Genomic DNA, 24,795 nt, shown 5'->3' with positions numbered 1-24,795 from the left:
TGCAATACCTTATACGTTGAACACAGCACGGGCTGGCCGTGAAGGCTGCAGATGATGGCAGGCTATGGTAGGAGCTTGGATAGACCGGAAGGTAGAGGCAGGCTGGGTTGAGGGCCTAGTCCCAGTGCATAGCGGATGACTTGACGCTTGATGGGACCAGTGTGGTCGGCAAACCTGAGTCCCAAGTTGCGTAGCAGCCGCAAGGGCGCAACATCGTTGCTGAAGCCGTAGCTGAACGCGTCCATGGCGCGCTGCATGACGAGGTTGGCCAGCTTGCGCTGGCGCTCATAGCGTTGTAAGTGGGGCAGTGCGGCAAGGTCAGCGCCTGTTTGCCAGGCTCTCAGCAGTGTCTCGCTGAGCACGGCAGCATCCTGGAAACCGAGGTTGACCCCCTGGCCTGCCAGAGGATGAATGGTGTGGGCGGCATCGCCGATCAGTGCAACGCCAGGACGTACATAGGCTTGCGCATGGCTTCGTGCGAGCGGGAAACTGCCGCGCCGCACCAATCCCGTGATTTCAGGCAATACAGCAGGGAAGTGCTGGCGGAATGCATCCAGCAGCGCATCGTCGTCTAGTGTCAATAGTCGGCGTACCTCGCTCGGGCGGTGATACCACACCAGTGAGGCATAGTCACCGGGCAAGGGCAGCAGCGATTGCGGCCCGTCGGGGGTGAAGCGCTGCCAGGTGATATCGCGTTCACCACCTTGGATGGCAACGGTGGCGACAAGGGCATGCATGGGGTATTGCTGGCTGTCCAATGCAATACCGGCCGCTTTGCGGACTTGGGAGTTGGCGCCATCGGCACCGATGAGGAGTGTTGCCTCAAAAATCTGACCACTGTTCAGGCGGATGTGGCTGCCTTCCGGCCGATAAGCGATCTGCCCGATTTCGCCCGGGCATAGCAGCGTGACGTTGTCGTAACCTTCAACAATCTCCAGGCAGGCGAGCTGCACCAGCCTGTTCTCGACGATATGGCCGAGCCAGGGCGCATCCACTTCTGCCGCATCGAACATGGTGCCGTGGTCCTGGCGGTTTTCCCAGACCTGCATGCGCTTGAACGGCGCAGTGCGCATGGTTTGTATTGCCGGCCATGCCTGGGCTTGCTCAAGAAAGTCGATAGAGGCAGGACTCAGGGCCGATACGCGCAAATCCGGAGGACTGGAGGGGTCAAAAGCGGCAGGTTGATGGTTTTCCAGCAGGGCGATCCGCATGCCGCTAGGCGCGAGCCTGGCAGCCAGCGCGCTGCCTATCATGCCGCCACCGACGATGAACAGGTCGACTTTTTGAGAGTGGTTTACTGTGGCCGCTGTATTACTCATCATGTTTCTGCTTCGGGTGAATGCGGACCAGGATGATGCGCGGGCCGTTCATTTTCTTGACGACAATGTCGAATTGCTCGAAGGCGATGCTCTCGCCTTCCTTGGGGATATAGCCTAGCTTGGACAACACCAGCCCACCCACCGAATCGACTTCGTCCTCATTGTCGATCTCGATGCCCAGGGCGCGTTCCAGCGTGAAAATGGGCAGGCTGCCCTTGCCGATGAGCGTACCGTCATCCAGCTTGGTCCAGTCGTTCTGAGTCTGGCGGAATTCGTCGCGGATTTCCCCGACCAATGCCCCTAGCATGTTGTCCAAGGTGATGAAGCCGAGGGGCTCCTGCCCTTTGCGCCCGACGATGGCGAAATGGCTAACCTTACCTTCACGGAAGCGGCGAAACAGCTCTATCGCGGGCAGGTCGGGAGGTACAAATGGGGCTGGATGGACAAAGCGGCCCAGGTCCTGCAGTTCATCTTCCTCAAATTTGGCAAGGAACAAGCTCTTGAGGTGAATGACGCCCTTGACCTTGCCGTCCTGCTCCACAAACGGGTAGCGGCTGTAGCGGTGCTGGGCGATGATTTTCAGGTTTTCTTCAAAGCTGTTCTTGGCGGAGAGGGAAATGGCTTCATTGAAAGGTCGCATCAGATCGGCTACTTCCAGGTCGCTGAAGTCCAATGTATGGGCGAGGATATTCCATTCATCCTTGGTCAGCTCTTCAGAGGCGCGGCTGCTGCGCAGGATCAGTTTCAACTCGTCGGCGGAATAATGTGCGTCAGTGGCATGACCGGTGCTCAGGCCGAACTTACGCAATATCCAGTTCGAACTGGCATTGAGCAACCAGATGGCAGGATACATGAGCCAATAGAAAACATACAAGGGCGCTCCCGTCCATAAGCCTATCCTTTCCGGCTGGCGGATGGCCATGGACTTGGGGGCGAGCTCACCCAGCACGATATGCAGGTAGGAGATGGTGAAAAAGGCAACAAAGAATGAAATACCGTGCACGAGTTCAGGTGTGGTGATGCCCATATTGAACAGCAAGGGCTCCAGCAGTTTGGCGAACGCCGGTTCGCCCACCCATCCCAGGCCGAGGGATGCCAGGGTAATGCCTAACTGGCAGGCGGAGAGGTAGGCGTCGAGCTGGTGGTGAACCTTGGCGAGAATGCGGCCACGCCAGCCATTGTTCTTGGCAATTGCCTTGACACGGGTTTGCCGGAGCTTGACCAGGCCGAATTCGGCCGCCACGAAGAAGCCGTTGAGCAGGACCAGGAATAAGGCAAGCAGAATGAGTAAAAGGTTACTTTCCATAATGATGGAGTTAGAAATTGACACCTGCTTGTTGTGCCTGATGATCGGCATGGTAGGAGGAGCGCACCATGGGGCCGCAGGCGGCATGGGTGAACCCCATGGCAAGGGCTTGCCGCTCGAACTCGGCAAAGCGTTGCGGCGTGACGAAACGCTTGACCGGCAAATGGTGCGGGCTGGGCTGCAGATATTGGCCGAGGGTCAACATGGTGACATTGTGCGCCCGCAGGTCGCGCATGACATCCAAAATTTCCTCGTCGGTTTCGCCCAACCCCAGCATCAGGCCGGACTTGGTTGGCACTTCGGGGTGCAGCTTGCCGAATTCCTTGAGCAAATCCAGCGAGTTCTGGTAATCGGAGCCAGGGCGCGCCTCCTTGTATAGTCGCGGCACAGTTTCCAGATTGTGGTTCATGACGTCGGGAGGAGCGGCCTTGAGAATATGGATGGCGCGATCCAGGCGGCCGCGGAAGTCAGGCACGAGGATTTCCACCTTGATCTGTGGTGAGTGGGCGCGTACTGCTGCGATGCAATCGACAAAATGCTGCGCGCCACCGTCACGCAAGTCGTCGCGGTCCACACTGGTGATGACGACATACTTGAGGCGCATCTGGGCAATGGTACGGCCCAGGTTTTCAGGCTCGTTGGCATCGGGTGGCAATGGTTTGCCATGAGATACATCGCAAAACGGGCAACGGCGGGTGCAAATGTCGCCAAGGATCATGAACGTGGCGGTGCCGCCACTGAAGCATTCCCCGATATTGGGACAGGATGCTTCTTCACAGACAGTATGTAGATTATTCTCGCGCAGCACCTGCTTGATTTCGCGGAAACGTGCGCTATCCGGCACTTTCATGCGTATCCATTCCGGCTTGCGCATAGCCGGCATGGGAATGATCTTGATCGGGATGCGCGCCATCTTCTCGGCGCTGGATTCCTTGACGCCCGCGACCTTGCGGGGCGGCGGGACGATACGTTCGGTAATTTCTGTCATAAGGTATTCTCGGTCAGACGATCAGTATAGCCTAACTGTGTTGTCAATTTATCAAGCAGCTTTTGTGCCGCCGCCTCGGATGTCAGGGCTATTCCCAGATCACGGACCTGCGTGACCTGCAGGCCCTGGTAACCGCACGGGTCGATGGCAAGGAACGGCGCCAGGTCCATATCGATATTCAGCGCCAGGCCATGATAGCTGCGCTGGTGCTTGAGGCGCAGGCCAAGCGAGGCGATCTTGGCGCCTTCGACATAGACGCCCGGCGCATCGGCGCGAGCCGCTGCCGTGACGCCATGTTCTGCAAGCAAGGCGATCATGCTGTCTTCCATGGCGCTGACCAGCGAGCGTACACTCATGCCGCGGCGCTTGAGGTCGAGCAGCACATAGATGACGACTTGGCCCGGACCATGATAGGTAATCTTGCCTCCTCTATCCACCTCGATCAGCGGAATATCATGTCGGCTTGGCAGGCGCACGCCCTTGCGGTTCAGGCCCAGGGTATAGATCGGGGCATGTTCGGTGAGCCAGAGCTCATCGTGGCTGTGTTCGTCTCGGGACTGGGTGTAGGCCTGCATGGCTTGCCAAGTGGCGAGGTAATCGGTGCGCCCCAGCGTGCGAATGATTAGGGGCCGGTTCATGCGTTCATGCTGCATGGGGTATTGCCGCCACCATGATCACAGGACGTATTTCACCTTTGGATGGGAGGTGAGTGAGCGGTAAATGTCATCCAACTGCGGCTTGGAATGTACGAGCACGGTACAGGTCAGGCTGACATATTTTCCACCGGTGCTGGCCCGCATTTCGATGCGGGTGGCATCAAATTCCGGCAGGTGTTGCTGTATGACAGCCATGATCAGGTTGGCGAATTCCTCGTGTGCCTCTCCCATCACCTTGATAGGAAAGTCGCAGGGAAAATCGATCAGCGTGTCCTGCTCGTTGGGCTGATTGCCATTAAGCTCATTTGCCATATTGCTTACCTTGCGGCCCTCATGACTTGATTCTTGAACGCCTGGTACAGCGCATGCATGCGTCTGAATACCGGCCCTGGCTTGCCGTCGTTGACTTTCGCGCCATCCAGCGTGACCACGGCAAGCACTTCCTTCGTGGATGAGGTGAGCCAGATTTCATCTGCCGCGCGCAGTTGCGCCTCGCTTACCGGTGCGATGTCGAATGGCAGGCCATGCGCCTGGGCCAGCTCCAGTACGACATCATAGGTGATGCCTGGAAGCATGTACTGGCTCTTAGGCGGTGCCTGCAACACGCCCTTCTTCACAATGAAGACATTGCTGCTGCTGCCCTCAGTGAGATAGCCCTCACGCAGCATCAGGGTTTCTGCAACACCGTGATCCACGGCTTCCTGCCGCAACAAAACATTGGCAAGCAGGGAAGTGGCTTTTATATTGCAGCGCTGCCAGCGAATATCAAGTGCCGTGATCGCACTGACGCCGGACTCCACCAATTCGGGCCCTGGCGTTACCAGCGGCATGCTCATGATCAAGACGGTAGGAGTCACGTCCGGGCGGGGAAATGCCTGATCACGCGGCGCGACCCCGCGCGTAACCTGGATGTAGAGTGATTGGTCACTTAGCCTGGCATTGGCTGCGATGACCCGTGAGCAGGCATCATGCCATGCCGTGATGACAAGCGGGTTGCGGATCCGGACTGCTTCCAGGTTCATGGCAAGCCGGGCGAGGTGTTCCTCAAGGCGGAATGGATGGCCAGAATACACGGGGATGACTTCATACACGCCATCGCCGAAGATAAAGCCACGGTCCAGGACCGGGACCGTGGCTTGTGCCAATGGCATGAATGAGCCATTGAGGTAGACGGTGTCATCCATGCAGCGCAGGATTACTCGAACCAGAGCTTGATTGTATCCAGCATGCGGCCAAAGATGCCGGCGACTGCCACATTCTTGGCGGCGACCAGCTTATGTTCGGCGATGACCTTGTCATCCAGGATGAACTGGATCTTGCCAACCTGTTGACCGGCGCTGACCGGCGCGATCAAGGGCTGTTGACTGACTACCTTGGCCTTGACCCGGGCATATTCGCCCTTGGGCAAGGTGATGGAGACATTCTTGGCCACCGTTGCCACAACGCTATTCTCCGCACCTTTCCACACCTTGAGGCTGCTGACTTCGGCACCGCGCTTGTACACCAGCTTGGATTCATAGAACTGGAAGCCGTAGTTGAGCAGTTTCTGGCTCTCTGTCGCCCGGGCGGCGTCAGATGGAGCGCCGAGTACGACCGAGATCATGCGGGTATCACCGCGTTTGGCCGAAGTGACCAGGCAGTAGCCCGCGCTCTTGGTGTGCCCGGTCTTCATGCCGTCAACGTAAGGGTCCAGCCATAACAGGCGGTTGCGGTTGGGCTGGCTGATCTTGTTATAGGTGTATTCCTTCATGGAGTACAGGCGCTTGTAATGGTCAGGGAAGTCGCGGATCAGTGCGGCCGCCAGCAGTGCCAGATCATGCGCGGTAGTATAGTGTTGCGGGTCTGGCAGGCCGGTGGCGTTGACGTAATGGGTGCCTTTCATCCCCAGCCGGGCGGCTTCCTTGTTCATGAGCTCGGCGAAGCCTTCCTCGGAGCCTGCGATGCCTTCAGCCAGGGCAATGGAGGCATCATTGCCGGACTGGATGATCATGCCGTGCAGCAACTCATCCACCGTGACAGGCTTATTGGGTTCGATGAACATCTTGGAGCCTTCCACCTTCCAGGCCTTGACGCTGACCGGCAGTGTCTGCGTCAGGGTCAAGTGGCCGTTCTTGATGGCTTTGAATGCAAGGTAGGCAGTCATGATCTTGGTGAGGGAGGCGGGCTCGACACGGGAGTTGCCATCCTGCTCCGCGATCACTCGTTCGCTATTGAAGTCATACAGCTGGTAGGACTTTACCGCCAGCGTGGGCGGCTGGGGGATATCTGCTGCGTGCGCCATCAGCATGTTGGCTGTAAAGGCAGCTGCCACAGCGATGATCGTGACTGGTTTGTAGATGGAAAGGTAGGACATAGAATCTCTTTAACTCAATGGGTTAGGGTTCAGTCGGGGATAGCCAACACCTTCACTGGTATACCACGATTGCGTTGGTATTGAGTGTCTGCTTGATCTTTTCCGCTGCGGCCTCTGCCTGCTGGCGGCTGTTATATGGTCCGAGGCGCACGCGATAAGTTCCGGCATTATACCAATTCTCTATCTGGACATCGTTTGCGAGCTGGCTTTGCTGCAATGTCTCGACCAGCCGGTCGCCGTTTGCCTTGATCGAGAATGCGCCCACCTGCACATAGGCACCTGTGATGGGTGGGGTAGTGACGGTTTCACTCATTGCATTGGTGAGGTTGCCATTGCCGGCCTCTGCAAGCGCAGGCCTTGCCTGTTGATCAACTGGGGAGCCCGCCGGGGCTGAAATCGGCTGGCCATATTCGTCCAGGGCTTCCACCTCGACAATCCCGCTGCCTTTTTCCACCAGGCGCAACTTGTAGGCGGCAGCGTATGAAAGATCAATCAGCCGGTTGTCATGGAAAGGGCCGCGGTCATTGATGCGGACGATGACGGAGCGCCCGTTCTCCGGGTTGGTGACACGGACATAACTTGGCAGCGGCAGGATGGTATGTGCGCCGGTCATGGCATACATGTCGTAGACTTCGCCGCTGGACGTTTTCTGGCCATGGTAGCGCTTGCCATACCATGAGGCAATGCCGCGTTGCTTATAGGGGGTATGTTCTGTCAGCGGCGTGTAACGGCGCCCCAGTGCCGTATACGGACGGTTGGCACGTGGCAGCGGTGTTTCGGCACGCGGCTTGGCGTCCGGTATGCTGTCAATGTCGGCTGGTGGGTTGTCGCCCGGGCCGTCGTCCAGGTAATAGCCCCCTTTCTTGGGGGTAGATTGGGTTGTCGGAGCAGGCTTGCTCGCTTCGGGTTTGACGCTGCTGCCGCCACCGCAGGCGGCCATCGTCAGGGCAATGATGCCAGGAATCAGGTTGCGTATCAGTTTCATGGGTCTGCAGGCCTGGATCAATAGGCCTATTTCGCTCCTTTCTTTCCTATGAGGTAACAAGCTTCTTGTGCGTGTGAATACTCATGAGTATGCCAAAACCGACCAGCAGGGTAACCAGCGATGTGCCGCCGTAGCTGATGAGCGGCAAGGGCACACCCACGACGGGCAAAATACCGCTGACCATGCCTATGTTGACAAACACATAAGTGAAAAAGGTCAGGGTGATGCTGCCGGCCAATAAGCGGCTGAATGTGCCTTGTGCCTGGGCAGCGATCACTAAGCCGCGGCCAATGATGATGGTAAACAGCAGGATGAGCAAGATATTGCCCAGCAGGCCGAATTCCTCGCCGAATACGGCGAAGATAAAATCGGTAGTCCGCTCGGGCAGGAAGTCGAGCTGGGATTGGGTGCCATTGAGCCAGCCCTTGCCTGCGAGGCCGCCGGATCCCAGTGCGATGCTGGCCTGTATGGTGTGATATCCGGCGCCCAAAGGATCCTGATAGGGATCAAAGAGTATTTCGATACGTCGGCGCTGGTAATCGTGCAGCATGGTCCAGAGAATGGGGGCAGCAACGCTTATGCCGACGGCCGCGCCGATCAGGATGCGCCAGCTCAATCCTGCAAGGAACAAGACATAAAATCCGGAAGCGGCAATCATCAGCGAGGTGCCAAGATCGGGCTGCTTCATGATCAGGCCGACCGGGATCGCGAGCAATATCGTGCCGACGAGATGGTCCTTCAATGTGGCGGCGGATTCGCGGCGGGAGAAGTACCAGGCCAGCAACATCGGAACGGCAATCTTCATCAGCTCCGAAGGCTGAATCTTGGCAACGCCGATATGCAGCCAGCGCCTGGCACCATGGCTGATTTCGCCGAACAGCGCCACGCTGATCAGCAGCAATACGCCCACCACATAGGCAGGCAATGCAATGCGCTCCAGAATCTGGGGCGAGACATTGGCAGCAATCCACATCAAGCTGACAGCGACACTGATATTAATCAGCTGGTTGGTAATCTTGCCCATGCTTTGGCCGGAAGCGCTGTAAAGCACGCACAAGGCCAGGATGATGGTGACGATCAGGCAGCACATCAGAAAGCCGTCGATATGCCGGACTAGGCGCTTAAGCAGTTTACTCATCATGGGTGTTTGCCTCTGGGGTGACCGATGCGCCTACGCTGGGGTCTTCCGCTGCCGGTTTTTCCGATGGCGGCTCTTTGCCTAGCAAATAGTAATCCATCACACGTCGTGCGATCGGGCCTGCGGTAGACCCGCCGTGGCGGCCATTTTCCACAATCACGGCGATGGCAATCTTGGGGTCTTCCGCGGGCGCGTAGGTGATGAACAAGGCGTGGTCGAGGTGCCGCTCGTGCATCTTGCTCTCGTTGTATTTCTCATTTTGCTTGATGCCGACCACCTGGGCCGTGCCGGTCTTGGATGCCATCAGGTAGGGGCTGTCGGCACCCAGCCTGGCCGCAGTGCCACCTGGCAGGGTGACATCCATCATGCCTTGTTTCACGATGTCGACATTTTTCGGGTTGAGCGATACCTGGTCAATGACTTCTGGCGGGATGGGGTGGATATGGCCGCTCTTGCTCTCCTGGATGGCGGAAACCAGGTGGGGGCGCATGGCCTTGCCATTGTTGGCGAGAATGGCCGTGGCCTGCGCCAGCTGCATTGGGGTAGCGAGCATATAACCCTGGCCGATGCCGACAATGACAGTCTCGCCTGGGAACCAGGCTTGCTTGAAGCGGCGGCGCTTCCATTCGGGTGTGGGCAACAGTCCGCTCATTTCACCCTTGATGTCGATGCCGGAAGGTTTACCGAAACCGAAGTGGCTGACGAACGACGTAAGCTTTTCTATCCCCAATTCCATGGCCAGCCCATAAAAGAAGGTATCGCAAGAAACTGCAATGGCCTTGCGGATGTCAACGGTGCCATGGCCGCTTGGCTTCCAGTCGCGGTAGCGGTGCGAATTTCCAGGAAGTGTAAAAAATCCCGGGTCGCTGATGCTGAATGGTGGCGCGCGCTTTCCAGCCTCAAGCCCGGCCAGGGCGACGAACGGTTTGAAAGTGGAGCCCGGAGGATAGACGCCGCGCAAGGGGCGATTGACCAAGGGCTTGTCCAGTGATTCATTGAGTTCTTTCCAGCTTTCGCTGTCAATCCCGTCAACGAAGAGATTGGGGTCATAGCCGGGTTGACTGACATATGCGAGCACTTCTCCCGTGCTGGGCTCAATTGCCACTAGGGCGCCACGGTAATCGCCGAAGGCTTCCTCGGCAATGCGCTGCAATTTGCTGTCGATGGAAAGAATCAGGTTGTTGCCAGGGATTGGCGGAGTGCTGGATAGTACGCGCACTGCATGGCCGCCCGCGTCGATTTCTACTTGCTGGAAGCCGGTGACACCATGCAGCTGTGGCTCGTAATATTGTTCCAGGCCGCTTTTGCCGATGTGGTCGGAGCCTTTGTAATTGGAAAGGTCGCCCGATTCCCTGAGGTTCTCTAGGTCGCGATCATTGATACGGCCTATGTAACCGATGATATGAGAACCTGATTTCCCTTGTGGGTACTGGCGAAACAGGCGCGATCGGATCTCCACTCCTGGCAGGCGAAAGCGGTTGACGGCAATCCTGGCGGCTTCATCCTCGTTGAGGTGTGTGCGGATAGGGATGCTCTCGAAACTATGGGTTTGGGCACGAAGTTTCTTGAAACGCTTGCGGTCGTTAGCACTGACTTCGATCAGCTTCGCCAGCTCATCAATGGTTTCCTCCACGCTGCTGGCGACCTTGGCCGGCGTGATTTCCAGCGTATATACGAAAGAGTTCTGTGCCAGCACTACTCCGTTGCGGTCCAGAATCAGCCCGCGGTTCGGCACGATGGGCACCAGTGAGATGCGGTTGTTCTCGGCCATGGTCTGGTAATGGTCATATTTCGTATATTGCAGGTAGGTGAAGCGAGCGATCAGGATGCCGAAGCAAATCACAACCAGCACTGCTCCGGCAGCCAGCCGAGAACGAAAATCGCGTTGCTCCTTCTGGTAGTTCTTGAGTTCTGAACGACGGGGTCTCATACGCAAGATCAGGCCTGGTCGGATCGGCTATCGATACGGAGACGTGAAAAGGTGACGAATTGCCAGAGCAGGATGCCGCTGACACTGGGCAGGAAATATTGCCAGCCCGGCAGCTCACCACCGGAGAATAGTTTCAGCACCAGGGTGATGACCTGGCTGAGCAGGAGCAGCAGAAACACGTAACCTGCTTGTTGCCAGATGTTGAATAGGGCAAGGCGTCGCTGGTAGGACACTGCAAAAAAAGACGCAGCGGAATAAGCGAGCGCAAACTGACCGAATAACCCGCCTGAAGCCAGGTCCATCATGAGGCCGGCGAACCAAGCGGTGCCGATATTGCACAGATGGGGCGCTCTCAGTGTCCAATAAAGCACAGTCAGCAGGAGAAATTCTGGGCGTATTGTCAGCAGGCTGCCTGACCATGGCAGGATTTGCATGAGCAATGCCACCAGTAACGACAGGTATACGGGTTTCAGGCTAGTTGCGGACATGGCGCTTGGTCGGGGTGGTTTTTTGAGTGGCGGAGTTGGTTTTCACAGCGCTGCTGTCTGCCGGGCGCTCAACCTGGGGAATGCTGACCAGAAGGAGTTGCCTGTGACGATCGATACCGGCGATGGGTTTGCCGATGATATGGGCAAAGGGCGAGTCGCCGTCGGCCTCTACGCGGATGATTTCGGCGACAGCCAGGCCTGGCGGGTAGATACCATCGATGCCGGAAGTCACCAGTTTGTCACCTACCTGGATATCAACGTTCGCAGGCAGGGAGGGCAATTCCAATGTCGCATTGCGTCCTTGCCCGAACGCGATGGCCCGCAAACCGTTCCGTTCGATCTGTACAGGGATGGAGAGCTCTTTGTCGGTAATCAGCGTCACTTCGCTGCTGAAAGGATAAACGCGCGTGACCTGGCCGATCACCCCGTGCTCATCAATTGCCGCCTGGCCCGGAACGATGTTCTGCCTTGAGCCGAGGTTGACGACCACCTTGTGGCTGAACGGGTCGCGCCCCATATGCAATATCTCGGCAAGCCTTGCCGGCTGGCTGGATACCTGGGCTGCGCCCAGCAAGCTGCGTAGTCGCTCATTCTCAGCCATCAGCGCCTGGAAGCGCTGCAGCTCTTCCGCATGCATCAGGGCCTGGTGCCGCAGGCGGGTGTTCTCTTCCGCCAGGGTAGTCTGGGTATGCAGGTATGCCCCTACGTCTTCAACCAGGCTGAGCGGGGCATTGGCAATGATCTGCAGGGGGTGAAGCAGGGCAATGAATCCCTGGCGCACTTCGATAAGGTAGTTGAGCCGTGCATCCGTGACAATCAGCGCCAAAGATAGCACGGAAAAAAACAGCAGGCGTGCGATGGGGCTCGGGCCGCGAACAAAGAAGCCAGTGTGGTGTTGGTGTTCTAAGGCGCGTGGCATGAGATATGTAAGTAGTTGTCTGGTCTAGTTTGCTAGGGTATGGCGGAGCCTGCAGGGCGCCGGGTAATAAAAAACAGGCCATTGTGATATGGCCTGATTCCGTACGCATGATAACGCAATTTATTCGTAGGCGAATACATTGCCCAGCTTGTCCATTTCTTCCAATGCCCTGCCGCAGCCGCGGGCGACACAGCTCAGCGGGTCCTCTGCCACGATCACCGGCAGGCCGGTTTCTTCCAGCAGCAGGCGGTCCAGGTCGCGCAGCAATGCGCCGCCGCCGGTTAATACCATGCCTTTTTCGGCGATGTCGGCACCGAGCTCGGGAGGGGTTTGCTCCAAGGCGGATTTCACTGCGCCGACGATGGAGTTGAGTGGTTCAGTCAGCGCTTCCAGGATTTCATTGCTGGAAATGGTGAATTTGCGCGGCAAGCCTTCGGCCAGATTGCGGCCGGTGACTTCGAGCTCCAGCACTTCGGAACCCGGGAATGCGGAGCCGATCTGCTTCTTGATCAATTCTGCGGTCGGTTCGGAAATCTGCATGCCGTAGTTGCGGCGGATGTAGTCGATGATGGCCTGATCGAACTTGTCGCCGCCGACACGCTCCGATTTTGCATAGACAATGCCGCCCAGCGAAATCACTCCGACTTCGGTGGTACCGCCGCCGATATCCACCACCATGGATCCCGTCGCTTCCGCGACCGGCATATTGGCGCCGATTGCTGCGGCCATCGGTTCCTCGATCAGGTAGACCTGCCGTGCGCCGGCCATTTCCGCGGATTCCTTGATCGCGCGGCGCTCCACCTGCGTGGAGCCGACGGGTACACAGATAATGATGCGGGGATTGGGGCTGAACAGGCGGGATTCGTGGATCTTGCGGATGAAGTACTTGAGCATCTGCTCGGTGATGGTGAAATCGGCAATCACGCCATCCTTCATCGGGCGGATCGCGGTGATGTTGGCTGGCGCGCGGCCCAGCATGCGCTTGGCCTCCAGGCCTACGGCCAGCAAGGTCTTCTTGCCTGTGGGGCCGCCTTCCTGGCGGATTGCCACCACGGATGGCTCGTCAAGGACGATACCCTTGCCACGTACGTAAATCAGGGTGTTTGCTGTGCCAAGGTCAATGGCGAGATCGTTGGAAAAGTAGCTGTTTAAAAGACCGAACATTATTTGTATCCTGGCGAGCTGCCGCAGGCCGTGCAGGCCATGTTGTTGCGGCTGAAGATGTGCGTAAAATCAAGGTATAATACCTGATATCTCCCGGAAATTTAAGATTTGGATTGGATAAATGTCACTCAACACACATGACGTCAAAAGGATTGCGCACCTTGCACGGATCGCTGTCAGCGAGGAAGAGGCCGAAGCGACCCTGGTCAAGCTTTCCGGAATTCTCGGCCTGATCGAGGAAATGCAGGCCGTAGACACCAGTGGGATCGTGCCCATGTCGCATTCCCAGGACGTGACGCAGCGCCTGCGAGAGGATGTGGTGACCGAAAGCAACCAGCGCGACTTGCTGCAATCCATCGCACCGGCCGTTGAGAACGGTCTCTACCTCGTACCCAAAGTCATCGAATAAGTCCCTGTCATGATCAATCATAGTTTGAAACAACTGGCCGACATGTTGGCCAGCAAGGAGATATCTAGCGTCGAATTGACGCAGGAGTATCTCAACCGCATTGCCCAGCTGAACCCGGAGATCAATGCCTATATCACCGTTAACCCGGAGCTGAGCCTGGCCCAGGCCCAGGCGGCCGACCAGCGTATCGCCAATGGCGACGCGGGACCGCTCACGGGCATCCCAATTGCGCAAAAGGACATTTTCTGTGCCAAGGGCTGGCGGACCACTTGCGGCTCCAGGATGCTGGAAAACTTCATTGCCCCTTATGATGCAGGCATCATCGAGCGCTTCAATGCTGCCGGCGCCGTCAATCTGGGCAAGACCAATATGGATGAGTTCGCGATGGGCTCCTCCAACGAGACTTCCTATTTCGGCAAGGTGCAGAATCCTTGGGACCGCAGCCGTGTTCCCGGCGGCAGTTCGGGCGGCAGCGCGGCTGCTGTGGCGGCTCGCCTTTGTGCCGCGGCCACTGGCACCGATACCGGCGGCTCGATTCGCCAGCCAGCCTCGCTATGTGGCCTGTCAGGCCTTAAACCCACTTACGGTCTGGCTTCCCGTTACGGCATGATCGCGTTTGCCTCCAGCCTGGACCAGGCTGGACCCATGGCGCATTCTGCCGAGGACATGGCGCTGATGATGAATGTGATGACCGGCTTCGATGAGCGGGATTCCACCAGCCTGCAGCGCGAGAAGGAGGACTACACCCGCGAGCTGGGTAAATCGCTGGCAGGCATCAGGATCGGCTTGCCCAAGGAGTATTTCGCCGAAGGCCTGGATGCCGGTGTGGCAAAAGTGATAGAGGCGGCAGTGGACGAATACCGCAAGCTGGGCGCGGAAATCGTCGAGGTCACCCTGCCCAACACCATGTTGTCCATTCCCGTCTATTACGTGCTCGCACCTGCCGAAGCTTCCAGCAACCTGTCGCGCTACGACGGCGTGCGTTTCGGCCATCGCGCCGCCGAATACGATGACCTCATGGACATGTATTGCAAGAGCCGTGCCGAAGGTTTCGGCGAGGAAGTCAAGCGCCGCATCCTGATTGGCACCTATGTGTTAAGCGCTGGTTACTACGATGCCTATTACCTCAAGGCGCAGCAGATACGCCGCCTGATCGCAGAGGATTTCGCCAAGGCATTCGAACAGTGCGACCTCATCCTCGGCCCGACTGCGCCTTCCACCGCGTTCAAGTCCGGCGAGAAGGCGGATGATCCGGTCTCGATGTACCTGCAGGATATCTACACCATTGCCGTCAACCTCGCAGGTTTGCCGGGCATGAGTATTCCTGCCGGATTCGCGCCAGCAGCAGACGGCGTTGAGCTGCCCGTGGGTCTGCAGATCATCGGCAACTATTTCGACGAAGCGCGCATGCTCAATGCCGGGCATGTCTATCAACAAGTCACAGATTGGCATACCCGCATGCCTGAAGGAATCGCATCATGAGTTGGGAAGTCGTCATCGGGCTGGAAACGCATGTCCAGCTCAATACCAGATCCAAGATTTTCTCCGGCAGTAGCACGGCTTTCGGTGCAGAACCGAATACACAGGCGAATGTGGTGGATGTCGCCCTGCCAGGCGTATTACCGGTACTGAACAAGGAAGCCGTGCAATGCGCGATCCGCTTTGGCCTTGCCGTCAATGCCGAGATCGCGCCGCGCTCGGTCTTCGCGCGCAAGAATTATTTCTATCCTGACCTGCCCAAGGGCTACCAGATAAGCCAATATGAACTCCCGGTGGTGGGCAAGGGGGCCTTGACCATCCAGGTCGGCGATACGGAAAAAACCATTCGCATCACACGCGCCCACCTTGAGGAAGATGCCGGCAAGTCCATGCATGGCGCAAGCCCCGGTCAGTCAGGTATCGACCTCAATCGTGCCGGTACGCCGCTGCTGGAAATCGTGACCGAGCCAGACATGCGCTCTGCAGCCGAGGCGGTGGCCTATGCACGAAAGCTGCATGAGCTGGTGCAGTGGATCAATATCTGCGACGGCAATATGCAGGAGGGCAGTTTCCGCTGTGATGTCAACGTCTCGGTGCGTCGGAAGGGTCAAGAAAAGCTGGGCACACGTCGCGAGATCAAGAACCTCAATTCTTTCCGCTTCATGCAACAGGCAATCGAGTTTGAGACCCGCTGGCAGATCGAAACGCTGGAGGATGGTGGCAAGATCGAGCAGGCGACGGTACTGTTCAATCCCGACACCGGGGAAACGCGCGCCATGCGCACCAAGGAGGAGGCGAACGACTACCGCTACTTCCCTGACCCCGACTTGCTGCCACTGGCAATTTCGACGGAAGACATTGACGCTGTCCGCGTCACGCTGCCCGAATTGCCCTCTGCAATGAAGGCACGTTTCGAGCGCGATTACGGCTTGTCGGCGTACGATGCTTCTGCGCTGACCGCTTCGCGCAGCGTGGCGGATTACTTTACTGCAACGCTGGCTGAGTTCGGTGGCGAGGCCAAGCTGGTGGCCAACTGGGTGATGGGTGGGATTAGCGCCAAGCTGAATGAAGAGGGTCGGGAGATCACCGATGCGCCAGTGTCGCCAGTTCTCCTCGCCGGTTTGCTGAAGCGGATTGCGGATAATACGATCTCCAGCAAGATCGCCAAGGATGTGTTCGAGGCCATGTGGGCAGGCGAAGGTGATGCTGACGCCATCATCGAACGCAAGGGCCTGAAACAGGTCACCGATAGCGGCGCGATCGAGGCCATCGTGGACGAGGTGCTGGCCGCCAATGCAGCCATGGTGGAAGAGTTCCGCGCAGGCAAGGAAAAGGCGTTCAATGCCCTGGTGGGCCAAACCATGAAAGCTTCCAAAGGCAAGGCCAATCCTGCTCAGGTCAACGAGATCCTCAAGCGCAAGCTTGCAGGTTAACTCAGCCTGGGTTAGTACAATCTAATGTGCCGTGCTGGTGCTCTCGCCTGCCGGCACGCCTGTCTTCAATTCAATGAAACGTTTCTTGTCGGCTTCAAAGCGTGAACGCATGGTCTCCATATGGTGTTTGCGCTCCGCGATTTGCTCATCGATCTTGCCGATCTCGAGCAGGGCGCTTTTGACATCCTTCTTGAATTCTTTCGGCAACGGCTGGCCGCGCTTGCTATAGCCGGTTTCTGTATTCTTGAGCGCCTGCAGGCGCGCCGTAACGCTGAGCTTGCGCTGTTCCAGTCCCTCCAGCATGGCCTGATCCATTTCCAGGTTGCGGTCGCGCGCCCGGTCGATTTCGTGTTCCGAGCTGTAGATAGCTTGCAAAGTCCTGTCCCGCCTCGCTTGTTCGCTTTCTTTGCCGGGTGGTTCAGATGCTGTGCTATTGCCCGCGTCGGTTTGCGGCAGGCCGCGCGGACTGATGCTGCTTTCCTTGCCCGAATATTGGGGTGGCAGGGTATCGCCATAATGGGTGATGCCTTGCTCGTCCACCCACTTCATGATCTTGCCGCTGGGCTGCTTGGACTCCGTAGCTGCCCAGATGGTACTGGTGTTCAGCGTCAATAGCAGGTATGCCATGACGTTCGTTGGCAGATGCGACCTGCGTAGCATGCCGTTCCTCCGTTTGGGATCATTGTGATTGTTTGGTGCCTACTATCGCACGATTTTGCGCCGAATTATACCCATTATTAAGAGAAGGGAATTGTTCAGCCGTCGATCGCAGAGATGATCTGCTGCCATTGCGCAAGCTTGTGCTCCTTCTTGATCGAAGCATTGGCAGGGCTGGTGGAAGGCAGCTTGTGATAATGCAGGTGGGCGGGAATGATCTGCCGCTTAAGCACGTGGCGACGAAACGCCTGCTCGGCCTTGCTGCCGTTGAAGAAGATATGGCGGATATGGGGAAATTGCATGAACAGGGCACTGAAATCGTTGGCAACGATGGAGGTTTCCTCGATATCGCCATCCAGGCTGCTAGTGCGGACACATTCCTTGAGCACATCCCATATGCCGATATGCTGCTGGTTAAGCAGACGTAATCTTTCTTGATATCCACTCTCAGGCGGAATGTTGAAGAGATGAGTGATGAACGGCCAGAACAGGTTCTGTGGATGGGCGTAGTAAGCCTGCATTTCCAGGGAGCGCTTGCCGGGCATAGAGCCCAGTATCAATACCCGGCAACCTGGGGTGATGGCTGGAGGAAAGCTATGGACCAGCATGTGCTGCTGTGGCATGACTCAATTTATTCGACACCATAAGCGCTGCGGTATGCGGCGATGGCAGAGCGGTAGGTGGCCAATTCATTGTCTTGCTCCAGGTATTGGATCAGGTCGCGCAGATTGGCGATGCTGATCACGGGCAGCTGATGTTGCTGCTCGACTTCCTGCACGGCGGATAGGGCGCCCAGGCCGCGCTCCTGGCGGTCTAGTGCAATCGCGACGCCGCACGGCTTGGCGCCGCTGGCGGTGATGATATTGACCGATTCGCGTACCGAGGTGCCGGCCGAGATCACGTCATCGACAATCAATACCCTGCCTTGCAGGGAAGCGCCTACAATAGTCCCTCCCTCGCCATGGTCCTTGGCTTCCTTGCGGTTGAAGGCATAAGGTACGTTGCGGCCTTGCCTAGCCAGGGCGATGACGATGCTGGCGGCCAGGGTGATGCCCTTGTAGGCAGGGCCGAACAGCATGTCAAACTGCACGCCGGAGCGCACGATGGCGGCGGCGTAGAATTCGCCCAGGCGCATCAGGCTTTCGCCGTCGTTGAACAGGCCCGCGTTGAAGAAATAGGGACTGAGCCGTCCGGCTTTGGTGGTGAACTCTCCGAAACGCAATACCTGCTTTTGAATGGCGAATTGGATAAAATCTTGCGTTGAATCTGACATGATGAGTGAAGAAAGGTTGTAGTGTTGCGTATTATATCCCTGAATCTCAATGGCATCCGTTCTGCTGCCAGCAAAGGCTTTTATCCGTGGATGCAGGAACAGCACGCCGATATCGTCTGCCTGCAGGAGCTGAAAGCGCAGGAAGCCGACATGACGGCGGAAATGCTGCAGCCGGAAGGGTATTACGGCTATTTCCATTATGCCGACAAGAAAGGATACAGCGGTGTGGGCATTTACTCGCGGAAGAAAGCCGACGCTGTGATTGTGGGGCTGGGGATGGCTGATATCGATAGCGAAGGCCGCTATCTGGAAGCGCGCTACGACAACCTGAGCGTCGTGTCGCTTTACTTGCCTTCCGGTTCCAGCGGGGAAGAGCGGCAGGCATTCAAATTCAGTGTCATGGCACGCTTCATGCCGCACCTCGAGTCATTGATCCGGGATGGCCGTGATGTCGTCATCTGCGGCGACTGGAACATCGCCCACCAGGAGGCTGATCTCAAGAATTGGCGCGGCAACCGCAAGAACTCGGGTTTCCTGCCGGAAGAGCGTGCCTGGCTGACGGATTTATTCGGCCGAGTCGGCTGGGTGGATGTTTACCGCTTGCTGCATCCGGATACCACTGATGCCTGCTATACCTGGTGGAGCAACCGCGGACAGGCCTGGGCGAAGAATGTCGGGTGGCGCATCGATTACCAAGTGGCGACGCCGGCATTGGCGGCGCGGGCGGTCAGCGCTTCGATATACAAGGATGCGCGCTTCAGCGATCACGCGCCGCTTATCGTTGATTACCAATAATGTTTGGTAGATCAGTCATTTCAAGTCAGGATACACAATGAACAAGCAAGGCTGGGGGGCTGCCCTCAAGGCCGTGGTAAGCGGGCGCATGCTGGTGGCGCTGATGATGGGATTCGCGTCGGGATTGCCCCTGCTCCTGACGGGCTCCACCATGCAGGCATGGCTCAAGGAGTCGGGTGTCGACCTTGCCATGATAGGCGCAGCGGCGATGATAGGCCTGCCGTATACACTCAAGTTCCTATGGGCGCCGCTGTTCGATCGTTATACCATTCCGCTGTTTGGGCGGCGGCGCGGCTGGCTGGCCCTGAGCCAATTGGCATTGGTGCTCGCCTTGCTGGGCTTGAGTATGAGCGACCCGGCCAGCAGTCTTTGGGGCGTGGCTGCTGCGGCCTTGCTGGTAACCTTTTTCTCGGCATCTCAGGACATTGTCATCGATGCCTATCGCCGCGAAAGCTTGTCCGATCAGGAGCTGGGCCTGGGGTCCGCCATGTTCGTCAACGGTTACCGCGTCGGCATGCTGCTCGCTGGCGGCGGTGGCCTGATTCTTGCCGACCTGCTGACGTTTCCCAAAATGTACCAGCTCATGGCCCTATTCATGGGCTTGTGCATCCTGGTGACGCTATTCTCCCCCGAGCCCAGGGAAGCCGCAGGCAGCCCCCGTACCCTGCGTGAAGCCGTGGTGGAGCCGTTCCTGGAGTTCTTCAAGCGGCCCGAGGCCATCACCATCCTTGCCTTCATCCTGCTCTACAAGCTGGGCGACACCCTGGCTTCGGCCATCAACGTGCCTTTCTATCTCGACCTGGGTTTCAGCAAGAGCGAGATTGGCGCCATCGCCAAGCTGTTCGGCTTCTGGGCTACCCTGATAGGCGGCACGCTGGGCGGTATCTGGATATTGCGTATCGGGCTGTATCGCTCATTGTGGTTGTTCGGCTTCCTGCAAATGGCATCGACTTTCGGCTTTGTGTTGCTGGCGCAGGTGGGATACAACCTGCCCATGCTGACTGGCGTCATCGCGGTAGAGAATTTTACCGGTGGCCTGGGCACTGCCGCCTTCGTCGGCTTCATGGGCGCGATGACCGACAGGAGATTCACCGCTACCCAATACGCCTTGCTATCCAGTCTCATGGGCGTGCCGCGTGTGATTCTCTCCACGCCGACGGGATGGATGGCCGGGGAAATGGGCTGGACCATGTTCTTCTTCCTGTGCACCGTGCTTGCCATACCGGGCCTGCTCATGATCCGACGCTTCAGGGGCTGGGAGCGGCATGCCTGAGCTCAGCCTGTTCGCTGCCCTGCTGGTTGGCCTGTTGGGCGGTGGACATTGTGCGGGAATGTGCGGCGGCATCGTGGGCGCTGTGAGCATGAGCATGCCTGGTAGCCGCCCTCAGTGGCGCTTGCTGCTGGCCTATAATCTCGGGCGCATCGGTAGCTATGGCATCGCCGGCGTGATTGCTGGCGCGGTAGGTGCCAGCAGCTTCTTTCTGCAGCATCTGCTGCCGGTCGGCAAGATATTATATGCGTTAGCGAATATCATGTTGATTCTACTGGGACTCTATCTTGCCAATTTCTGGCATGGCGTGATTGCCCTGGAGCGTATCGGTACGGTGTTGTGGAAGTGGCTGCAGCCTTTCAGCAAACGCTGGCTGCCGGTACGCAACATTGCCCAGGCGGGCATGCTGGGCGCGATCTGGGGCTGGCTGCCTTGCGGACTGGTCTATAGCGTGTTGATTGCCGCTCTGGCAACAGGCAGCCCAGTGCAGGGCGGGGTACTGATGCTGGCTTTCGGTATCGGAACATTGCCCACTCTGCTGGCGATGGGCATGGCGGCGGTACGTCTCAAAGCGTGGCTACAGCGGCTGTGGGTTAGGCGTGTCAGCGGCTTGGCGGTGCTGCTGTTTGGCGTGCTTGGCTTGATGCGCCTCTGGTTTTGAGTATATTACTCAGAATTGGGATCAATAACTGACTGGCCAAGCTGCCTGCTCGAAACGGTAGATGGCCAGGCTACCAAACAGGTTGGGCATGAAGCTAACGGTATTGCCTTCGTTGATAACGATACGATCGGTAATGCGGATATTCATCTTGTCGCACAGTGCTTCGAAGTCGTCGATGGTGCATAGGTGCAGGTTGGGCGTGTTGTACCACTGGTGCGGGATATTGTCCGACACCGGCATATGCCCAGCCATGAGCTGGATGCGGTGGCGCCAGTAGCCGAAGTTGGGGAAGGTGATGATGCCTTGCTTGCCTACGCGCAGCATCTCGCGCAACACGCCTTCGGTATTGACCATCGCCTGCAAGGTCTGGGATAGGATGACATAATCGAAGGACAGGGAGTCAAATCCCGCCAAACCTGCTTCAAGATCCATCTGAATCACATTCACGCCATGGCCAATGCAGGCCAGCACATTATCGTCGTCTTTGTCTACGCCGTAGCCCTTGACGCCAAGCTTCTCGCGCAGGAAAGATAGCAGGGAGCCGTTGCCGCAACCCAGATCGAGGACCTTGGATTGAGGCTGTATCCAGTTTGCGATTAACGCAAAATCATGGCGGCTTTCTGCTTCTTTGACAATTTCCGTTGTGCTCATGCGCTGGCTCCTGTATCGATCTTGGCGAGATAGGCACGCAGAATCTGGTGGTAGTGTGGGTCGGGCATCAGGAATGCGTCATGTCCATGCGCAGCGGTGACTTCCGCATAGCTGACGCTTAATTCGTTGTCCAGCAAGGCTTTGACGATCTCGCGCGAACGAGCTGGCGAGAAGCGCCAGTCACTGGTGAACGACACGACCAGAAAATCTGCCTTGGCCTTGGCAAGCGCCAGGCTGAGATCGCCGCCGTGTGCAAAGGCGGGGTCGAAGTAATCGAGCGCCTTGGTCATGCGCAGGTAGCTATTGGCGTCGAACGCAGCAGCAAACTTGTCGCCCTGGTAGCGCAGGTAGGACTCCATCTCGAACTCTACCTCGAAGTTATACTTCAGGCTGCCATCGCGCAGCTTGCGGCCGAATTTCGCGCCCATGGCGTCATCGGAAAGGTAAGTGATGTGGCCCAGCATGCGGGCGATGCGCAGGCCGCGATTGGGAATTACGCCGTGTTCATAATAGTCGCCATTGTGGAACTCGGGATCGGTCATGATGGCTTGGCGCGCGACTTCATTGAAGGCCAGGTTCTGCGCGGTGAGGTTGGGGGCGGAAGCGATTACCAGCGCATGGCGTACGCGCTCGGGAAAATCCAGCGTCCATTGCAATGCCTGCATGCCGCCCAGGCTGCCACCGACGACGGCCGCCAGTTGGGTAATGCCGAGATGGTCAAGCAGCATGGCCTGGGACTTGACCCAGTCCTCTACCGTGACCATGGGGAAACGGGAGCCCCAGGGCTTGCCTGTGGCTGGCTCAATGCTGGCCGGGCCGGTGCTGCCGTGGCATCCGCCCAGGTTGTTGAGTGCGATGACGAAGAACTTGTTGGTATCCAGCGGCCGGCCAGGCCCAATCAGGTTATCCCACCAGCCGGGATACTTGTCGTCCTCCTTGTACCGGCCTGCGGCGTGATGATTGCCTGACAGTGCGTGGCAGATCAGGACGGCATTGGATTTGTCGCTGTTCAATGTGCCATAGGTCTCGTAGACGATCTCGAATGAGGGAAGCGCTTCGCCGCTTTTCAGTATGAGCGGTTGCTGGAAATGGGCGATTTGCGGGGCGACGATGCCGACAGATGAAGAATCTTGCATGGATGGGATTATACTATGGCTTATGTCGGACCATCATACCCCGCAAGCGGGTTCTGTGCTTGCCGCCTACCAGGGAATCTCGCCGCAAGTCGGGCAGGAAGTTTTCATCCATCCTTCTGCAGTGATCATCGGGGATGTGGTGCTGGGTGACCATGCCTCAGTCTGGCCGGGCGCTGTGATCCGCGGCGATGTCAATCATATCCGTATCGGCGAGGGCAGCAATATCCAGGATGGTTCCATCCTTCACGTCAGCCACAAATCCAGTTGGGAGCCACAGGGCTGCCCCCTGATTGTTGGTCGCAATGTTACTGTCGGTCATAGAGTCATTCTGCATGGTTGCACGCTGGAAGACGAATGCCTGATCGGCATGGGCAGTATTGTCATGGACAAGGTTGTCGTACAAAAGCATGTGTTGCTCGGCGCAGGCAGTCTGGTGCCGGAAGGCAAGGTGCTGGAAAGCGGCTTTCTCTATCTGGGCAGTCCCGCGCGCAAGGTGAGGGCGCTGACGGAAAAGGAAATCGCCCATTTCATGTATTCGGCCCAGCATTACATGCGCCTGAAACAGCATTACCTGATGGCTGTCGGCAATGCGCTGTAGACAGCAGCTCTGCCATCGCCTAAAGTAGCAAGCATCATGAATGCCTTCAATCTTCTGCTGATTCTGCGACTGTGGCGGCTGCCTGCCATTGCCCGGCGCGTCGGATCATGACATTGAGTTGTTGATCTTCAGATGGCGATGCGGGCCTTGTCCCGTTGTTGCTGTCTTTCCGTGATAAGGCCTGTGTTTTTGAATGTTTAGATACAGGTTTTCCTTATGCCTCCGTTTCTTGCAAAATTCTTTTCCTCGCGTCAGCAGGCGTTGGGGGTATTGTTTGCGCTGGTGTCGGCGATTGGTTTTTCCGCCAAGGCGATTTTCGTCAAGCTAGCCTATGTCGAGCCTGTCGATGCGGTGACGCTGCTAGCCTTGCGCATGGCATTCTCGGTGCCGTTCTTCATCGTTGCCATGTTTTACGGACAGGAAAAAGCAGTGGCGATGCAGCGGCGCGATTGGCTTGCGGTGCTGGTCCTGGGCTTCATCGGATATTATCTTGCGAGCTTCCTGGACTTTCTCGGCCTGCAATACATCAGCGCCGGGCTGGAGCGCCTGATCCTGTTCCTCTATCCGACCATGGTGGTGCTCATCAGCGCGTTGTTGTTCCGCGAACGTATCGGCAGGACGGTGATGGTTGCACTCTTGCTGAGCTATGCCGGCATCGTGCTGGTGTTCGTGCATGACTTCAGCATGAGCGGTGATGGCTTGTTTTTGGGCGGCGGATTGGTGTTTGCCAGCGCGTTTGCCTATGCGGTCTACCTGGTCGGGGCGGGGCATACCATTGCCCGCATCGGGGCCATGCGCTTCACGGCGTATGCGATGACGGTGGCTTGTCTGGCCTGCATAGCCCAGTTCCTGTTGACGCATCCGTTGGATGCATTGCGGCAATCGGGCCGGGTTTATGTCCTGACGGCGAATATGGCGCTTTTTTCCACGGTATTGCCGGCATTTGCCCTCGCGGCCGCCATGAAGCGCATAGGGTCAATGCAGACCTCAATGATAGGCGCGTTGGGGCCGGTAGCGACGATTTACCTAGCATACGTCTTCCTCGGCGAGCAATTGTCGCTGATCCAGTTCCTGGGGTCGGTGCTGGTGCTGGTCGGGGTGATGATGATTAGTTTGCGGAAGAAGAAGTGATGGGACCACACGCTGTCGTCATCATGGCTTGCAAAGTGTGTAAAGGATTGATGGGA

At 57.5% G+C, this 24,795-nt stretch carries 26 protein-coding genes; 8 read left to right on the top strand and 18 right to left on the bottom strand.

Features of this window, described 5'->3' with window-relative positions:
- Window positions 1-62: 62 nt before the first annotated feature.
- The 13 genes from MFLA_RS12770 to MFLA_RS12710 all read right to left on the bottom strand — a co-directional run bounded on the left by MFLA_RS12770 (window position 63) and on the right by MFLA_RS12710 (window position 13,246).
- On the bottom strand, window positions 63-1,322 hold the full coding sequence (locus tag MFLA_RS12770) for an FAD-dependent monooxygenase (protein ID WP_011480721.1): 1,260 nt from the start codon (window positions 1,320-1,322) through the stop codon (window positions 63-65).
- The gene (locus MFLA_RS12765; RefSeq protein ID WP_229407061.1) at window positions 1,312-2,676 is read right to left on the bottom strand and encodes a hemolysin family protein; all 1,365 of its coding nucleotides are present in this window, start codon (window positions 2,674-2,676) and stop codon (window positions 1,312-1,314) included. Before MFLA_RS12765 ends, MFLA_RS12770 begins: the two co-directional genes overlap by 11 nt.
- The gene (lipA, locus tag MFLA_RS12760; protein WP_011480719.1) at window positions 2,636-3,613 is read right to left on the bottom strand and encodes a lipoyl synthase; all 978 of its coding nucleotides are present in this window, start codon (window positions 3,611-3,613) and stop codon (window positions 2,636-2,638) included. The genes MFLA_RS12765 and lipA overlap by 41 nt, the downstream gene beginning before the upstream one ends.
- Complete coding sequence (gene lipB, locus MFLA_RS12755) at window positions 3,610-4,266, bottom strand: lipoyl(octanoyl) transferase LipB (protein ID WP_011480718.1); 657 nt, start codon at window positions 4,264-4,266, stop codon at window positions 3,610-3,612. The genes lipA and lipB overlap by 4 nt, the downstream gene beginning before the upstream one ends.
- Before the next feature lie 21 nt (window positions 4,267-4,287).
- Window positions 4,288-4,581: an HP0495 family protein gene (locus MFLA_RS12750; protein ID WP_011480717.1), complete on the bottom strand. Its 294-nt coding sequence runs from the start codon at window positions 4,579-4,581 to the stop codon at window positions 4,288-4,290.
- Window positions 4,582-4,586: 5 nt separating this feature from the next.
- Complete coding sequence (locus MFLA_RS12745; RefSeq protein WP_011480716.1) at window positions 4,587-5,453, bottom strand: D-amino acid aminotransferase; 867 nt, start codon at window positions 5,451-5,453, stop codon at window positions 4,587-4,589.
- 11 nt (window positions 5,454-5,464) lie between these two features.
- Entirely contained in the window at window positions 5,465-6,622 is a 1,158-nt protein-coding gene (locus MFLA_RS12740) for a D-alanyl-D-alanine carboxypeptidase family protein (protein WP_011480715.1), read from the bottom strand.
- A 52-nt stretch (window positions 6,623-6,674) separates the two neighbouring features.
- On the bottom strand, window positions 6,675-7,607 hold the full coding sequence (locus tag MFLA_RS12735) for a septal ring lytic transglycosylase RlpA family protein (protein ID WP_011480714.1): 933 nt from the start codon (window positions 7,605-7,607) through the stop codon (window positions 6,675-6,677).
- Between the two features lie 46 nt (window positions 7,608-7,653).
- Window positions 7,654-8,748: a rod shape-determining protein RodA gene (rodA, locus tag MFLA_RS12730; RefSeq protein ID WP_011480713.1), complete on the bottom strand. Its 1,095-nt coding sequence runs from the start codon at window positions 8,746-8,748 to the stop codon at window positions 7,654-7,656.
- Entirely contained in the window at window positions 8,738-10,675 is a 1,938-nt protein-coding gene (gene mrdA / locus MFLA_RS12725) for a penicillin-binding protein 2 (protein WP_011480712.1), read from the bottom strand. The genes rodA and mrdA overlap by 11 nt, the downstream gene beginning before the upstream one ends.
- Before the next feature lie 8 nt (window positions 10,676-10,683).
- Window positions 10,684-11,163, bottom strand: a complete 480-nt coding sequence (mreD, locus tag MFLA_RS12720; RefSeq protein WP_011480711.1) for a rod shape-determining protein MreD — start codon at window positions 11,161-11,163, stop codon at window positions 10,684-10,686.
- On the bottom strand, window positions 11,150-12,082 hold the full coding sequence (gene mreC / locus MFLA_RS12715; RefSeq protein WP_011480710.1) for a rod shape-determining protein MreC: 933 nt from the start codon (window positions 12,080-12,082) through the stop codon (window positions 11,150-11,152). The genes mreD and mreC overlap by 14 nt, the downstream gene beginning before the upstream one ends.
- A 120-nt stretch (window positions 12,083-12,202) precedes the next feature.
- Window positions 12,203-13,246, bottom strand: a complete 1,044-nt coding sequence (locus MFLA_RS12710; RefSeq protein ID WP_011480709.1) for a rod shape-determining protein — start codon at window positions 13,244-13,246, stop codon at window positions 12,203-12,205.
- 121 nt (window positions 13,247-13,367) lie between these two features.
- On the opposite strand from MFLA_RS12710, the gene gatC reads away from it, so the two are divergent.
- The 3 genes from gatC to gatB are packed head-to-tail and all read left to right on the top strand — an operon-like array spanning window position 13,368 to window position 16,567.
- Window positions 13,368-13,655: an Asp-tRNA(Asn)/Glu-tRNA(Gln) amidotransferase subunit GatC gene (gatC, locus tag MFLA_RS12705; protein ID WP_011480708.1), complete on the top strand. Its 288-nt coding sequence runs from the start codon at window positions 13,368-13,370 to the stop codon at window positions 13,653-13,655.
- Between the two features lie 9 nt (window positions 13,656-13,664).
- Window positions 13,665-15,137 (top strand): Asp-tRNA(Asn)/Glu-tRNA(Gln) amidotransferase subunit GatA, encoded by a 1,473-nt coding sequence (gatA, locus tag MFLA_RS12700; RefSeq protein ID WP_011480707.1) that lies wholly within the window; start codon window positions 13,665-13,667, stop codon window positions 15,135-15,137.
- The gene (gatB, locus tag MFLA_RS12695) at window positions 15,134-16,567 is read left to right on the top strand and encodes an Asp-tRNA(Asn)/Glu-tRNA(Gln) amidotransferase subunit GatB (RefSeq protein ID WP_011480706.1); all 1,434 of its coding nucleotides are present in this window, start codon (window positions 15,134-15,136) and stop codon (window positions 16,565-16,567) included. Before gatA ends, gatB begins: the two co-directional genes overlap by 4 nt.
- Before the next feature lie 21 nt (window positions 16,568-16,588).
- Here gatB and MFLA_RS12690 read toward each other — a convergent pair whose 3' ends face one another.
- The 3 genes from MFLA_RS12690 to pyrE form a co-directional block, all read right to left on the bottom strand.
- A complete protein-coding gene (locus MFLA_RS12690; protein ID WP_048811749.1) occupies window positions 16,589-17,194 on the bottom strand; it encodes a DUF4124 domain-containing protein in 606 nt (201 codons plus the stop codon).
- 128 nt (window positions 17,195-17,322) lie between these two features.
- Entirely contained in the window at window positions 17,323-17,847 is a 525-nt protein-coding gene (locus MFLA_RS12685) for a DNA-deoxyinosine glycosylase (RefSeq protein ID WP_011480704.1), read from the bottom strand.
- Between the two features lie 8 nt (window positions 17,848-17,855).
- Window positions 17,856-18,497 (bottom strand): orotate phosphoribosyltransferase, encoded by a 642-nt coding sequence (pyrE, locus tag MFLA_RS12680; RefSeq protein WP_011480703.1) that lies wholly within the window; start codon window positions 18,495-18,497, stop codon window positions 17,856-17,858.
- A 24-nt stretch (window positions 18,498-18,521) separates the two neighbouring features.
- Here pyrE and MFLA_RS12675 point away from each other — a divergent pair, with 24 nt between their 5' ends.
- The 3 genes from MFLA_RS12675 to MFLA_RS12665 are packed head-to-tail and all read left to right on the top strand — an operon-like array spanning window position 18,522 to window position 21,223.
- Window positions 18,522-19,292, top strand: coding sequence for an exodeoxyribonuclease III (locus MFLA_RS12675; protein ID WP_048811997.1), 771 nt, complete (start codon window positions 18,522-18,524; stop codon window positions 19,290-19,292).
- Window positions 19,293-19,329: 37 nt separating this feature from the next.
- A complete protein-coding gene (locus MFLA_RS12670) occupies window positions 19,330-20,565 on the top strand; it encodes an AmpG family muropeptide MFS transporter (protein ID WP_011480701.1) in 1,236 nt (411 codons plus the stop codon).
- Window positions 20,558-21,223 carry a sulfite exporter TauE/SafE family protein gene (locus MFLA_RS12665; RefSeq protein ID WP_011480700.1) on the top strand — a complete coding sequence of 222 codons (666 nt, stop codon included), beginning with the start codon at window positions 20,558-20,560 and terminating at the stop codon, window positions 21,221-21,223. The genes MFLA_RS12670 and MFLA_RS12665 overlap by 8 nt, the downstream gene beginning before the upstream one ends.
- Before the next feature lie 21 nt (window positions 21,224-21,244).
- On the opposite strand, the gene metW is transcribed toward MFLA_RS12665, so the two are convergent.
- The gene (gene metW, locus MFLA_RS12660) at window positions 21,245-21,874 is read right to left on the bottom strand and encodes a methionine biosynthesis protein MetW (protein ID WP_011480699.1); all 630 of its coding nucleotides are present in this window, start codon (window positions 21,872-21,874) and stop codon (window positions 21,245-21,247) included.
- Window positions 21,871-23,010 (bottom strand): homoserine O-succinyltransferase MetX, encoded by a 1,140-nt coding sequence (locus MFLA_RS12655; RefSeq protein ID WP_011480698.1) that lies wholly within the window; start codon window positions 23,008-23,010, stop codon window positions 21,871-21,873. Before MFLA_RS12655 ends, metW begins: the two co-directional genes overlap by 4 nt.
- Before the next feature lie 22 nt (window positions 23,011-23,032).
- Between MFLA_RS12655 and MFLA_RS12650 the strand changes: the two genes are divergently transcribed.
- Complete coding sequence (locus MFLA_RS12650) at window positions 23,033-23,608, top strand: gamma carbonic anhydrase family protein (protein ID WP_048811748.1); 576 nt, start codon at window positions 23,033-23,035, stop codon at window positions 23,606-23,608.
- A 216-nt stretch (window positions 23,609-23,824) separates the two neighbouring features.
- The gene (locus tag MFLA_RS12645; RefSeq protein WP_011480696.1) at window positions 23,825-24,739 is read left to right on the top strand and encodes a DMT family transporter; all 915 of its coding nucleotides are present in this window, start codon (window positions 23,825-23,827) and stop codon (window positions 24,737-24,739) included.
- Window positions 24,740-24,795: the final 56 nt, after the last annotated feature.

This window comes from Methylobacillus flagellatus KT (assembly GCF_000013705.1).
GTDB lineage: Bacteria > Pseudomonadota > Gammaproteobacteria > Burkholderiales > Methylophilaceae > Methylobacillus > Methylobacillus flagellatus.
The sequence above is the reverse complement of the archived record's forward strand: the minus strand, read 5'-3'. Positions and strand labels throughout refer to the sequence as shown.

Bases quoted from the DNA above. Each gene is read 5' to 3' on its own strand.
- gatA (WP_011480707.1), top strand. From the start codon at position 13,665: ATGATCAATCATAGTTTGAAACAACTGGCCGACATGTTGGCCAGCAAG.
- gatB (WP_011480706.1), top strand. From the start codon at position 15,134: ATGAGTTGGGAAGTCGTCATCGGGCTGGAAACGCATGTCCAGCTCAAT.
- gatC (WP_011480708.1), top strand. From the start codon at position 13,368: ATGTCACTCAACACACATGACGTCAAAAGGATTGCGCACCTTGCACGG.
- mreD (WP_011480711.1), bottom strand. From the start codon at position 11,163: ATGTCCGCAACTAGCCTGAAACCCGTATACCTGTCGTTACTGGTGGCA.
- MFLA_RS12745 (WP_011480716.1), bottom strand. From the start codon at position 5,453: ATGGATGACACCGTCTACCTCAATGGCTCATTCATGCCATTGGCACAA.
- mrdA (WP_011480712.1), bottom strand. From the start codon at position 10,675: ATGAGACCCCGTCGTTCAGAACTCAAGAACTACCAGAAGGAGCAACGC.
- MFLA_RS12685 (WP_011480704.1), bottom strand. From the start codon at position 17,847: ATGCCACAGCAGCACATGCTGGTCCATAGCTTTCCTCCAGCCATCACC.
- pyrE (WP_011480703.1), bottom strand. From the start codon at position 18,497: ATGTCAGATTCAACGCAAGATTTTATCCAATTCGCCATTCAAAAGCAG.
- MFLA_RS12650 (WP_048811748.1), top strand. From the start codon at position 23,033: ATGTCGGACCATCATACCCCGCAAGCGGGTTCTGTGCTTGCCGCCTAC.
- MFLA_RS12670 (WP_011480701.1), top strand. From the start codon at position 19,330: ATGAACAAGCAAGGCTGGGGGGCTGCCCTCAAGGCCGTGGTAAGCGGG.
- MFLA_RS12765 (WP_229407061.1), bottom strand. From the start codon at position 2,676: ATGCCGATCATCAGGCACAACAAGCAGGTGTCAATTTCTAACTCCATC.
- mreC (WP_011480710.1), bottom strand. From the start codon at position 12,082: ATGCCACGCGCCTTAGAACACCAACACCACACTGGCTTCTTTGTTCGC.
- lipB (WP_011480718.1), bottom strand. From the start codon at position 4,266: ATGCAGCATGAACGCATGAACCGGCCCCTAATCATTCGCACGCTGGGG.
- MFLA_RS12770 (WP_011480721.1), bottom strand. From the start codon at position 1,322: ATGATGAGTAATACAGCGGCCACAGTAAACCACTCTCAAAAAGTCGAC.
- lipA (WP_011480719.1), bottom strand. From the start codon at position 3,613: ATGACAGAAATTACCGAACGTATCGTCCCGCCGCCCCGCAAGGTCGCG.
- rodA (WP_011480713.1), bottom strand. From the start codon at position 8,748: ATGATGAGTAAACTGCTTAAGCGCCTAGTCCGGCATATCGACGGCTTT.
- metW (WP_011480699.1), bottom strand. From the start codon at position 21,874: ATGAGCACAACGGAAATTGTCAAAGAAGCAGAAAGCCGCCATGATTTT.
- MFLA_RS12690 (WP_048811749.1), bottom strand. From the start codon at position 17,194: ATGGCATACCTGCTATTGACGCTGAACACCAGTACCATCTGGGCAGCT.
- MFLA_RS12645 (WP_011480696.1), top strand. From the start codon at position 23,825: ATGCCTCCGTTTCTTGCAAAATTCTTTTCCTCGCGTCAGCAGGCGTTG.
- MFLA_RS12655 (WP_011480698.1), bottom strand. From the start codon at position 23,010: ATGCAAGATTCTTCATCTGTCGGCATCGTCGCCCCGCAAATCGCCCAT.
- MFLA_RS12665 (WP_011480700.1), top strand. From the start codon at position 20,558: ATGCCTGAGCTCAGCCTGTTCGCTGCCCTGCTGGTTGGCCTGTTGGGC.
- MFLA_RS12750 (WP_011480717.1), bottom strand. From the start codon at position 4,581: ATGGCAAATGAGCTTAATGGCAATCAGCCCAACGAGCAGGACACGCTG.
- MFLA_RS12710 (WP_011480709.1), bottom strand. From the start codon at position 13,246: ATGTTCGGTCTTTTAAACAGCTACTTTTCCAACGATCTCGCCATTGAC.
- MFLA_RS12735 (WP_011480714.1), bottom strand. From the start codon at position 7,607: ATGAAACTGATACGCAACCTGATTCCTGGCATCATTGCCCTGACGATG.
- MFLA_RS12740 (WP_011480715.1), bottom strand. From the start codon at position 6,622: ATGTCCTACCTTTCCATCTACAAACCAGTCACGATCATCGCTGTGGCA.